Origin of the sequence: Sphingopyxis sp. 2PD (genome assembly GCF_005503695.1) — a bacterium.
Lineage (GTDB): Bacteria > Pseudomonadota > Alphaproteobacteria > Sphingomonadales > Sphingomonadaceae > Sphingopyxis.
The window spans coordinates 202,039-214,072 of record NZ_SCMU01000002.1; the positions used below are offsets into that span (position 1 = coordinate 202,039).

Here is a 12,034-nt window from a genome sequence, read left to right on the forward strand (position 1 = left end):
CTCGCGCTACCCCGATAACGGCCCTCGCCTTCGCGGGGGCGACGCGCCCTTATTCTACTGCGCGATCCCGCCCGCCGCGAGCACCGCGAGCGTGACCAGGTCCGACGCGGTCGATGCCATCGTCGCGACCTGCACCGGATGCTCCATCCCCACCAGCATCGGCCCGATCACCGCGCCGCCACCGAGCTCGCGCAGCAGCTTTGCCGACAGGTTCGCCGATTGCAGCCCCGGCATGACCAGCACATTCGCGGGGCCCGACAGGCGGCAGAAGGGGTAGTTTTTCATCACCTTGGCATTGAGCGCGACGTCGGGCGCCATTTCGCCTTCATATTCGAACGCCGGCTGGCGCCGGTCGAGGATCGCCACCGCCTCACGAATATTCTCGAGCCAGCTCCCCTCAGGGTTGCCGAAGGTCGAATAGGACAGGAAAGCGACGCGCGGTTCGTGGCCCATGCGCCGCGCGACCTGCGCGGTGCGCTCGGCGATGTCGGCGAGCATTTCGGCCGACGGCCGCTCGTTGACCGTTGTGTCGGCCATGAAGATCGTGTGATGCTGGTCGACGAGCACATGAATACCGAACGGCGTCTTGCCCTCGGCATGGTCAATCACGCGGCGGATTTCGCGCATCGTCTGCGAATAGGTGCGCGTCGTGCCGGTGATCATCGCATCGCCCAGCCCCATCTTGAGCAGCAGCGAGCCAAAGATATTGCGGTCGCGGTTGACCATGCGCTCGACGTCGCGGCGCAAATATCCGCGGCGTTGCAGCCGCTCGTACAGCATGTCGACCATCGCCGGCACATGCGGCGAATTGACACTGTTGTGGACCTCGAAACTCTCGGCATCGGCGACCCCCATCGCGCGGAGCTTGTCGTGCAGCCCTTCGCGCCCGACAAGCACCGGCGTGCCATAGCCGCCGTCGCGGAACTGAATCGCCGCGCGCAGCACCGTTTCTTCCTCGCCCTCGGTAAAGACGACGCGCTTCGGATTGTTGCGCGCGGCTTCATAGGCGAGCGTCAGTACCGAGGTCGTCGGGTTGAGCCGCGCGCGCAAGGATGTACGATAGGCGTCCAGATCGGCGATCGGCCGCTGCGCGACCCCCGTCTCCATCGCCGCCTTGGCGACCGCCGCAGGCACGATTTCCATCAGCCGCGGATCGAAGGGCGAGGGGATGATATATTCGGGGCCAAAGCTCGACGCGCGGCCGCCATAGGCCGCGGCGACCTCTTCGGGCACCTGCTGGCGCGCGAGGTCGGCAATGGCGTATGCAGCCGCGATCTTCATCTCCTCGTTGATCGCGGTCGCATGGACATCGAGCGCGCCGCGGAAGATGAAGGGGAAGCAGAGCACATTGTTGACCTGGTTCGGATAGTCCGACCGCCCCGTCGCGATGATCGCGTCGGGTCTTGCTGCACGGGCGTCGGGCGGCGAGATTTCGGGATCGGGGTTCGCCATCGCAAAGATGATCGGCGCGGGCGCCATATCCTTGACCATCTCGGGCTTCAGCGCGCCGGCGGCGGAGAGGCCCAGGAACACGTCGGCGCCGACGAGCGCTTCGGTTAGGTCGCGCGCCTCGGTCGGCACGGCGTGCGCCGATTTCCACTGGTCCATGCCTTCGGTGCGGCCCTGATAGATGGTGCCCTTGCGGTCGCACATGATGACATTTTCGTGCCGGACGCCCATCGCCTTGATCAGCGCGGTGCACGCGATCGCCGCCGCCCCCGCGCCGTTGACGACGACCTTGACCGTCGAAAGGTCGCGCCCGGTCAGGTAACAGGCGTTGATCAGCCCCGCCGCGGTGATGATCGCGGTGCCGTGCTGGTCGTCGTGAAACACCGGGATGTTCATGCGCTCTTTCAGCGCGGCCTCGATGATGAAGCAGTTGGGCGCGGCAATATCTTCGAGGTTGATGCCGCCAAAGCTCGGCGCGAGCAGCTCGACTGCCTCGATAAAGCGCTGCGGATCTTCGGTATCGACCTCAAGGTCGATCGAATCGACGTCGGCAAAGCGCTTGAACAGCACCGCCTTGCCTTCCATCACCGGCTTCGAGGCGAGCGCGCCGAGATTGCCGAGCCCCAGGATCGCGGTTCCGTTGGAAATCACCGCGACCAGATTGCCCTTGATCGTATAGTCATAGGCCTTGGCGGGATCTTCGGCGATCGCCTTCACCGGCACCGCGACGCCGGGCGAATAGGCAAGGCTCAAATCGCGCTGCGTCGCCATCGGCTTCGACGCGACGATCTCGATTTTCCCGGGGCGTCCATATTCATGGTAAAGCAACGCCTCGCGGTCCGAAAACTGCACCTTGCTGCCGCTGTCCATCATCTATCCCCTATCCAATCGCATCAGACGCGCGCCCGAGCCCTTCCCTAACGTCGCGGGCGTCGATTGTAACCCCGCCAATGTTATCGAGCGGCGGTCCGCCGAACGGTTCCGGCTTTTGCATCCCGGATAGAGTCCGAGATGCTGCGTGTCCGGATGCGACCGATTGCGGACGTGTCTTCTCCCCTCCCTTTCAGGGAGGGGCTGGGGGTGGGTAGCCGCCGAAGGCGGCATTCTGCCTCGGCTCGCTTCGCTCGCACCCACCCCTAACCCCTCCCTGAAAGGGAGGGGAATGGCTTAAAACCACCCCATATCGGCCATTCGGCCCGCATTCCCGCTCCGACCTTGCCTTGCTGCCCCCAATCACTAAGCAGGGCGCATGCCCGCCACTGCCCGCTCCGCTGCCAATTCCAACAACGCCGCCCCCGCCGCGACGCCGATGATGGCGCAATATTGGTCGCTGAAGGACAAGGCGGGCGACTGTCTGCTCTTTTATCGCATGGGCGACTTTTTCGAGCTGTTCTTCGACGATGCCAAGGCGGCGGCGGCGACGCTCGACATCGCGCTTACCTCGCGCGGCGAACATGGCGGACAGCCGGTGCCGATGTGCGGGGTTCCCGTGCACGCCGCCGAAGCCTATCTCGCGCGGCTGATCCGCGCGGGACACCGCGTCGCGATCGCCGAACAGGTCGAAACCCCCGCCGAAGCGAAGGCGCGCGGCGGGTCGAAGGCGCTCGTCGGGCGCGACATCGTGCGGTTCGTCACCGCAGGAACGCTGACCGAGGAAAGCCTGCTCGAAGGGCGTAGCGCCAACCGGCTCGCGGCGCTCGCCGAGGTCGGCACCGATGGCGAGGTCGCGATCGCCGCCGCCGATATTTCGACCGGGCGATTCGAGGTCGTCGCGGTCGCGCGGCACGCGGTCGATGCCGAACTCGCGCGGCTCGCGCCGTCCGAACTACTGCTCAGCGAGAGCGCGGGCGACCTGCCGATTTCGTCGGCACGCCAGATCGTGCGCCGCCCGCCGTCGGACTTTGCCAGCACAAGCGCACAGAAACGGCTCGAGGCCTTTTTCGGCGTCCAGACGCTCGACGGTTTCGGCGCGTTTTCGCGCGGCGAGGTCGCGGCGATGGGTGCGCTCGTCGCCTATCTCGACCATGTCGGCACCGGCTCGCCGACCTTCCTCCAGCCGCCGCTGCGCCACCTCGCGTCGGGCCGCATGGCGATCGACGCGGCGACGCGCGAAAGCCTCGAACTCGTCCGCACGATGACAGGGACGCGCGACGGCAGCCTGCTCGGCACGATCGATCGTACGGTGACCGCGGCTGGCGCGCGGCTGCTCGCCGACGATATCGCGAGCCCGCTCACCGACAAGGCGGCGATCCTCGACAGGCTCGACCTCGTCGATGCGCTCGCGCGTGATGCGCTGTGGCGCGGCGAGCTCCGCGCGGCGCTGCGCGCGCTTCCCGATGCCGGTCGCGCGCTCGGGCGCCTCGTCGCCGGACGCGGCGGACCGCGCGACCTGGCGCAGCTTCGCGATGCGCTCGGCGGCGCGCGGCTGCTCCGCGAACGCCTCGCGCGCCGCGCCGACCTGCCGCCTTTGCTCGCGCGCCTGCTTCCCGGGCTCGACGGGCATGGCGCGCTCGTCGACGAACTGACGCGCGCGCTCATCGAAACCCCGCCGGTCGATGCCGCGCAGGGCGGCTATGTCGCCGAAGGCTATGACCATGCGCTCGACGCCTTGCGCGAGACCGCGCGCGACGGGCGCAAGGCGATTGCCGCGCTCGAGGCCGATTATCGCGACCGCACCGGCATCGCGTCGCTCAAGATCCGCCACAATGGCGTGCTCGGCTATCATGTCGAGGTGCCCGCGAAACACGCCGACGCGCTGATGGCGCCCGAATCGGGCTTCACCCATCGCCAGACGCTCGCGGGCGTGGTGCGCTTCAATTCGTCCGATCTCCACGAAGCCGCGAGCCGCGTCACGCAGGCGGGCGTCCACGCCGTCGCCGCCGAGGCCGCGCATCTCGAAGCCCTCACCGACGCCGCGATCGCGCGGCGTGAGGCGATCGCCGCGTCGTGCGACGTGCTTGCGCGCATCGACGTCGCCGCCGCGCTCGCCGATCATGCGATGAGCCACAACTGGTGCCGCCCCGACCTTGCCGACACGCCGTGCCTCGACGTCACCGGCGGGCGCCATCCGGTGGTCGAAGCCGCGCTCGTCAAATCGGGCGAGCGCTTTGTTCCCAACGATGTGTCGCTGTCGGAAGCCGACCGCCTCTGGCTCGTGACGGGTCCGAACATGGGCGGCAAATCGACCTTCCTCCGCCAGAATGCGTTGATCGTCGTGCTCGCGCAGGCGGGCGGCTTCGTCCCCGCCGCGGCAGCCCGGCTCGGGCTCGTCGACCGCCTGTTCAGCCGCGTCGGGGCGAGCGACAATCTCGCGCGCGGGCGCTCGACCTTCATGGTTGAAATGGTCGAGACCGCGGCGATCCTCGCACAGGCGACCCCGCAAAGCTTCGTCATTCTTGACGAGGTCGGGCGCGGCACCTCGACCTACGACGGCCTCGCGCTCGCCTGGTCGGTGGTCGAGGCGGTGCACGAGGTCAACCGGTGCCGCTGCCTCTTCGCTACCCACTATCACGAACTCACGCGGCTTGCCGAAACGCTGGGCGCGCTGTCGCTCCACCATGTCCGCGCGCGCGAATGGCAGGGCGATCTGGTGCTGCTCCACGAAGTCGCCGACGGCCCCGCCGACCGTAGCTATGGCCTCGCGGTCGCGCGGCTCGCGGGGGTCTCGCCAAAGGTCGTGAAGCGCGCCGAGGCCGTGCTCGCCAAGCTTGAGGCGGGGCGCGAGGCGACCGGCGGGCTCGCCGCGGGACTCGACGATTTGCCGCTGTTCGCCGCAACCCTCGCCGAAGCTCCCGCCGCGGCAAAGGACGCGCTTCGCGACGCCCTTGCCGCCATCGACCCCGACGCGCTCGCTCCGCGCGAGGCGCTCGACGCGCTCTACACGCTCAAGCGCCTGATGGCCGACGAGGCATGAGCAATTTGTTCGACAATCTCGACCAGCGCCGCGCGATCATCGATCGCCGCACGCTTGCGGGTCGGCTCGACGAGATCGCCGCCAAAACCAGCGATGCGGGCGCGCGCCGCCGCGCGATGGTCGCACTGCTCAAGGATGCGCTCGAGGCGGGCCGGGCAGAGGTCGAACGCCGCCTGCGCGAACGCCCCTCGGCGGGGCGCGTCGCGGCGCAGGCGACCGCCTTCCTGATCGACCAGATCGTCCGTCTCGGCCATGATTTCACCGTCGGCCATCTCTATCCCGCGAACAACCGTTCGGCAGGCGAGCGCATCACCCTGATCGCAGTCGGCGGCTATGGCCGCGGCGAAATGGCGCCGCACAGCGACATCGACATCGGCTTCCTCACCCCGTTCAAGCAGACGAGCTGGACCGAACAGGTGATCGAGGCACAGCTTTACACGCTGTGGGATCTGGGCCTGAAGGTCGGCCATTCTTCGCGCTCGCTCGACGAGATGGTGCGCGCCGCCAAGGACGACCTCACCATCCGCACTGCCTTGCTCGAAGGCCGCTTCATCTGGGGCGACCGCGAGCTTTACGACCAGGCCTCAGCGCGCTTCGATGCCGAAGTCGTCGCGGGCAATGCGCGCGCCTTCGTTGCCGAAAAGCTCGCCGAGCGCGACGAGCGCCACAAAAGGATGGGTGATTCGCGTTATGTCGTCGAACCCAATGTGAAGGAGGGCAAGGGCGGCCTGCGCGACCTTCACACGCTGTTCTGGATCGGCAAGTTCATCCACCGCGTGCGCACCGTCCCCGAGCTCGTTGACGCGGGGCTGCTCAGCGCGCGCGAGCTGCGCCAGTTCGAGCGCGCCGAAAATTTCCTGCTCGCGGTCCGCTGCCACCTCCACACGCTCGCCGGGCGCGCCGAGGACCGGTTGACCTTTGATTTCCAGCCCGAAATCGCGCGGCGGATGCATTTCGCCGACCGGCCGGGAAAAAGCGCGGTCGAGCGGTTCATGCAGCTCTATTTCCTCCACGCCAAAAGCGTCGGCGACGTTACAGGAACCTTTCTCGCGCATCTCGACGAACAGCTCGCGGCGCGCGGGCGGCGCTTCCTGCCGACGATCCGGCGGCGGCCGGGCAAGCTCAACGGCTTCGTTCTCGACCGCGGACGACTCGCGCTGCCGTCGGATGATTTTTTTCAGGCCGACCCCGTCCGGCTGGTAGAGATTTTCGCGCTCGCCGATCGCCACGGCCTTGAAATCCATCCGCAGGCGATGCGGCAGGCGCGCCATGATGCGAAGCTGATCGAGACGCAGGGGGTGCGCCGGAACGCGCGCGCCAACGCGCTGTTCCTCGACGTGCTGACGTCTCCGCGCGATCCCGAAACGGTGCTGCGCTGGATGAACGAGGCGGGGGTGTTCGGCCGTTTCGTGCCCGATTTCGGCCGCGTCGTCGCGCAGATGCAGTTCGACATGTATCACCACTACACCGTCGACGAGCACACGATCCGCGCCATCGGCCTGCTCGCGGACATCGAACAAGGGCGGCTTGAGGACGATCATCCCCTCTCGACCGCGATCATGGGCCAGATCCATTCGCGCCGCACCGTCTATGCCGCGGTGCTGCTCCACGACATCGCCAAGGGGCGTGGCGGCGATCACAGCGTACTCGGCGCCGAGCTCGCGCTGCGCGTCTGCCCGCGGCTGGGACTGAACGAGGCCGAGACCGAAACCGTGTCGTGGCTCGTGCGCTACCACCTGCTGATGTCCGCAACCGCATTCAAGCGCGACCTCGCCGATTTCAAGACGATCCTCGACTTCGCGGGACAGGTGCAAAGCCCCGAACGCCTGCGCCTGCTCCTCGTGCTTACCGTGGTCGATATTCGCGCAGTCGGCCCCGGCGTGTGGAACAGCTGGAAACGGCAGTTGCTCACCGAACTTTATGACGCGGCGGAGGAGGTGCTGCGCCTCGGCCACAAGCAAAAGGGCCGCGAACAACGCATTGCCAGCAAGAAGGAAGCCGTCGCGGCGCAGTTCGGTTTCGACCAGAAAAGCTTCGACAAGGTCGCGAAGCGGCTGCCCGAAAGCTACTGGATCGCCGAGCCGATCGAAGTCATCGCCGCGAACCTTGTTCATATCCGGCAGGCGGGCGATGCGCCGCTGCACATCGCCGCAGTCCCCGACGACGATCGCGGCGCGACCTTGGTGATGGTGCTCGCCGCCGACCATCCGGGGCTCTTTTACCGTATCGCGGGGGGCATCCATCTGGCGGGCGGCAACATCATCGATGCGCGCATCCACACCACAAGGGACGGCCTCGCGCTCGACAATTTCCTGGTGCAAGATCCGATCGGCCGCCCGTTCGACGAGCCGGGGCAGATCGGCCGCCTGACGCGGGCGATCGAGGACGCGCTCGCCAACCGTCAGAAACTGCTCCCCAAACTCGAAGCCCGCGCACTGCCGCGCACCCGCGCCGAGGCGTTCCGTATCGCCCCCAGCGTCTTCGTCGACAACAAGGCGTCGAACCGCTTCACCGTGATCGAGGTCAATGCGCAGGACCGCCCCGCGCTGCTCAACCAGCTGGCCTATGCGCTGTTCCAGTCGAAGGTCACGGTGCACAGCGCGCATGTCGCCACCTATGGCGAGCGCGCCGTCGATACCTTCTATGTCACCGACCTGATCGGCGACAAGATCGACAGCGCCGCGCGGGTAAAGTCGCTGGAAAAACGCCTGCTCGAAGCGGCGACGAGCGCGAGCGAGGAGGCGGTGGCGGCTTAGGGGGTGGCGATGCCCCGGCGGTGGGGCGCCGGGGCATCTATTGGGTCGCAGGGGACCAACCATGCGACCCAAATCCCTCAAAGGATGCTCGCGATCGGGCGTTCTGGTCCGCATTCACCCCGATCTGCCGTGCCGACCTATGCGCCGGAGCCGTCGAGCATGGTCAGCAGGCGCCGCGCGTCCCATCCCTCGCGCAGCGCCAGCCCGTCGTCGAGCAGCCGCTGGAACGCCACATCGTCCATTGGCGCCGCGAACAGATAGCCCTGGCCCACCGAGCACCCCAGCGCGCGCATGATGGCGCGCTCGGCCTCGGTCTCGATCCCCTCGGCAACAACGCGAATGTCGAGCGCCGCGCCCAGCTTGACTATGCTTTCGACGATGACGCGCTTGGCCGCGCTATGCGCCAGATCGTGGACAAAGCTGCGATCGACCTTGATTTCGCTGAGCGGGAAACTTTCCAGATAGCGCAGGTTGGAATAGCCGGTGCCGAAGTCGTCGATCGAGATGCCGACCCCCAGCCGCCGCAGCTTTTCGAAGACGCAGCGAATCTGCCCCGGTTCGGGGACCATCAGATTTTCGGTCAGCTCCAGCGTCAGCCATTCGGGGCGACAGCCGGTCTGGTCCAGCACCCGCTCGACAAAGGCCACCATGTCGCGCCGCGTGAACTCGACGACCGAGACATTGAACGAAAAGCGGATCGGGATGCGGCGACCGCGGTTGATCTTGGCGGCCTGCGCGGTGAGCATGTGCAAGCCCCAGGCGCCGATATCCAGAATTGTGCCCGTTTCTTCGGCCACCGCGATGAAGCGGTCGGGCGGCTGCAGCCCGAATGCGCCATGATTCCAGCGCAGCAGGGCTTCGGCGCCAACCACGTCGCCGGAGGCCAGGTCGATCTGCGGCTGATAATGAAACAGCAGTTCCTGGTTCGCCACGGCGGTCTGCAGGTCGCTCGCCAGCCGGATGCGATTGTGCGCATCGCGTTCGTCCGCCGCGGCATAGGGGATGCGGCGGATGACCGGGCATCGCCTTCGATCGCTGCAACGCCGCGCCGGCTTGGCGCACCAGCTGGAGCGGATCGAGACCGGCGAAGCCGAGCGCAAAGCCGGCGGCGAACTGGACCGCAATCGACGCGCCGGGCAGGACGAAACGGGGCCGTAACAGCGCGAGAATGTCATCGACGATGCTCCCCGCATGTTCGACATCGCCGAGTTCGAAGGCGAGCGTGAAACTGTTCGTCCCGACGCGGGCGATCGCCGCGGCCGTGCGGGTCGAAAGGCGCGTCGCTACCGAACGCAGCAGCGCGTCGCCGACGTCGTAACCGAACCCGTTGTTGACATCGTGAAACCGCAGGATGTCGAGCTTGACCAGCAGCACCGGGGAACTTGCCGGGACGTCGATCGCGGCGAGCCGGTCGAGCAGGCCATAGCGATCGAGCAGGCCGGTCAGGCGATCAATGCCGGGCGCGTGCGTCACATCGCGGATGATCCCGACAAAATGTGTTACCGGTCCGCCGCCATTGCGAAACGGCATCAGGCGAAGTGCGTTTCGGAACATCGTCCCGTCGCGGCGATAGTTGCGCAGCGTCACCGAACATTCGCGACCTTCGGCCAGCGCGGCCCGCATTTCGGTGATCTCGGGCTGAAGCCGGTCGTTGCCCTGCAGATAGCGGCAATTCTTGCCGATCGCCTCGGCCGCCGAATAGCCGGTGATCGCCTCGAACGCCGGGTTCACCTGGACGATCGGCTGTCCCCGCTGCCGCATGTCGGCCACCAGCACCCCGTCGCCGATATGGTCGAGCGCGAGCAAGGAGACGAGAGAAAGTTCCGCCGGCTCGCTCGGGCGCCACGCCAACCGGGGCCACCGCGCAGGAGTGAATGCCCCGGCATTGCCGACCGGGCGACGGCCCGGCTCGATTTCAGGCGTCATGGTGTGGCCACGTTCTGCGCGCGGGCAGAACAAACGCATTTTTCCGATTTTGCACCGCTCGATGTGCGGCAGGATCAAGTCGCATGTCATGGCCTCCGCATATGAGGATGCGGCCCCTTCCCCGGCGCTTCAACGTCGGTTGGGCAGCATTTCAGGACAAAATGGCGGCACTTTAGTCTTTCCCTACTTCTGGCGATCCTGCCGCCTGGAACCGCAGACGATAGTCCATTGGGGAGACGCCGATCCGGCGCTGGAACGCGCGCCGGAGCGTCGCGGTCGATCCGAATCCGACCGCATGCGAAATCGCCTTGATCGGCAATGAACATTCTTCCAGTAGGCGCCTGGCGATGTCGATCCGCGCGCATTCGACATAGGCGGTCGGACTGATGCCCAGCTCGGCGCGAAACAGGCGCGACAAATGGCGGGGGCTGACCCCGACGACACTGGCCAGCGCCGTCAGACAAAGGTCTCCGCACGGATTTTCCAGAATGTGGCGTCTGACCCGATCGATCGGGCTGGTAGCGTCGATCTGCACTGCCAGCGTCGCGGTAAACGGCGACGGTTCGCCGGGAAGCGTCAAACGAACGACCAACTTACGGTCGCCTACGCAAATCGTCATCTAATGCGCGACCTGCCGATATGGATCGGCGGGGGGCGTTCGCGGCGTGATCAGCCCGATCCGATCCGTCAGCCGATGTTCGATATTCACTTCGCCAAGTACGTCAGGGGTCACTCGCATCATCGTCTCCCGGCGCGACGATGCGGCACCGCTGCCAAGGCTTCAACGGCGGCCGTGCGACAGTTCAGGACAAAACAGAGTCACTTTCGTCCGCGCGCGTATCCCCCGACTCGGTGGTCTGAAAGCGCTGGCGATAATCGACCGGGGTGACGCCGATGATGCGCAAAAAGGCCCGCCGGAGCGTGGTGGTCGATCCAAAACCGGCGGCGTGGGCAATCGCCTTGATCGGCGCACTGCTGTTTTCCAGCAGGTGCCGGGCCATATCGACCCGGGTCAATTCGACATAGGCGGCCGGGTTCATGCCCAGTTCGGCCCGAAACAGTCGCGAGAGGTGGCGGGGACTGACACTGGCGACGTCGGACAACGCCTCGAGCCCCAGATTCGCGCGCGGGCTTTCCAGGATGTGCAGCCTGACCCGATCGATCGGGCCGGTGCCCGCGCCCTGCGAGGTCAAGGCCTCGCTGAATTGCGACTGCCCGCCGGGTCGCTTCAGAAAGACGACCAACCGGCGTGCCACCCACAACGCCAGCGCGCGGCCATGATCCTCTTCGATCAGCGAAAAGGCGAGGTCGATGGCCGCCGTCACCCCGGCAGAACTGAACACGGGTCCATCGCGAACGAAGATGCGATCGGGCTCGACCCGGATGTCCGGAAAATCGTTGGCCAGGCGTTCGGCATATTGCCAGTGCGTTGTCGCGCGGCGTCCCGACAACAGCCCGGCCTGGGCCAGCAGGAACGCGCCCGTGCAGGTCGAGCCGTAGCGCCGCGAACTCAGCGCCTGCTTGCGCAGCCACCCTATGACGTCGTCGCTCGGACGGGTGGGAAGGCCATAGGGTCCGACGACGATCAGCGTGTCACAGGCCTGGATCGCATCGGCGATCCCCGCGTCGGGGACAAAGGTTACGCCCGAGGCGCTTTCCTCGGCGATGCCCTGCTCGGTCACCAGCAGGACGCGATAGGAGTGGCCCGGCCCCATTTTGCAGTTTGCCTCGAACAGCGCGTCGCGCACGCCAGCGATCTCCAGCAGATGCACCTTACCGGGAGCAAAGATCGTGATGCGCATAGGCGGAACTCCGCTCGGCGGCGGCGCCAGGCCGTCAATCGGAATTCAATATACCGCTATCGCCCGATCACCTAGCGCGATCGCTGGATAGCGATGGGTCAGCTTGCGATACGGCGCAGCGATTGCGCGCCCAGGTCGGTCAAGGCGGGGCCGGTGGGCTGCTCAGAAAGGGTAGGTTGCGTCAAATT

6 protein-coding genes and 1 pseudogene are annotated in these 12,034 nt (G+C 66.5%); 2 read left to right on the forward strand and 5 right to left on the reverse strand.

Annotated elements, in window-relative coordinates:
* Nucleotides 1–54 precede the first annotated feature (54 nt).
* Nucleotides 55–2,319 (reverse strand): NADP-dependent malic enzyme, encoded by a 2,265-nt coding sequence (locus FFS18_RS02810; RefSeq protein WP_137869663.1) that lies wholly within the window; start codon nt 2,317–2,319, stop codon nt 55–57.
* 379 nt (nt 2,320–2,698) lie between these two features.
* On the opposite strand from FFS18_RS02810, the gene mutS reads away from it, so the two are divergent.
* Both mutS and FFS18_RS02820 read left to right on the forward strand, forming a co-directional pair.
* A complete protein-coding gene (gene mutS / locus FFS18_RS02815; protein WP_137869664.1) occupies nt 2,699–5,362 on the forward strand; it encodes a DNA mismatch repair protein MutS in 2,664 nt (887 codons plus the stop codon).
* Nucleotides 5,359–8,118: a [protein-PII] uridylyltransferase gene (locus FFS18_RS02820; RefSeq protein ID WP_137869665.1), complete on the forward strand. Its 2,760-nt coding sequence runs from the start codon at nt 5,359–5,361 to the stop codon at nt 8,116–8,118. The genes mutS and FFS18_RS02820 overlap by 4 nt, the downstream gene beginning before the upstream one ends.
* A gap of 137 nt (nt 8,119–8,255) precedes the next feature.
* Here the strand turns inward: FFS18_RS02820 and FFS18_RS02825 are convergent, their stop codons facing one another.
* From FFS18_RS02825 to FFS18_RS02840, 4 genes and pseudogenes are all read right to left on the reverse strand, one after another.
* Nucleotides 8,256–9,320, reverse strand: coding sequence for a putative bifunctional diguanylate cyclase/phosphodiesterase (locus FFS18_RS02825; RefSeq protein ID WP_502704165.1), 1,065 nt, complete (start codon nt 9,318–9,320; stop codon nt 8,256–8,258).
* A pseudogene (locus FFS18_RS17875) lies at nt 9,202–10,134 on the reverse strand (GGDEF domain-containing protein); the annotation flags it as partial. The gene FFS18_RS02825 and the pseudogene FFS18_RS17875, both read right to left, overlap by 119 nt.
* A gap of 82 nt (nt 10,135–10,216) precedes the next feature.
* The gene (locus FFS18_RS02835; RefSeq protein ID WP_249340262.1) at nt 10,217–10,636 is read right to left on the reverse strand and encodes a helix-turn-helix domain-containing protein; all 420 of its coding nucleotides are present in this window, start codon (nt 10,634–10,636) and stop codon (nt 10,217–10,219) included.
* A gap of 211 nt (nt 10,637–10,847) precedes the next feature.
* A complete protein-coding gene (locus FFS18_RS02840; RefSeq protein ID WP_137869668.1) occupies nt 10,848–11,846 on the reverse strand; it encodes a GlxA family transcriptional regulator in 999 nt (332 codons plus the stop codon).
* Nucleotides 11,847–12,034: the final 188 nt, after the last annotated feature.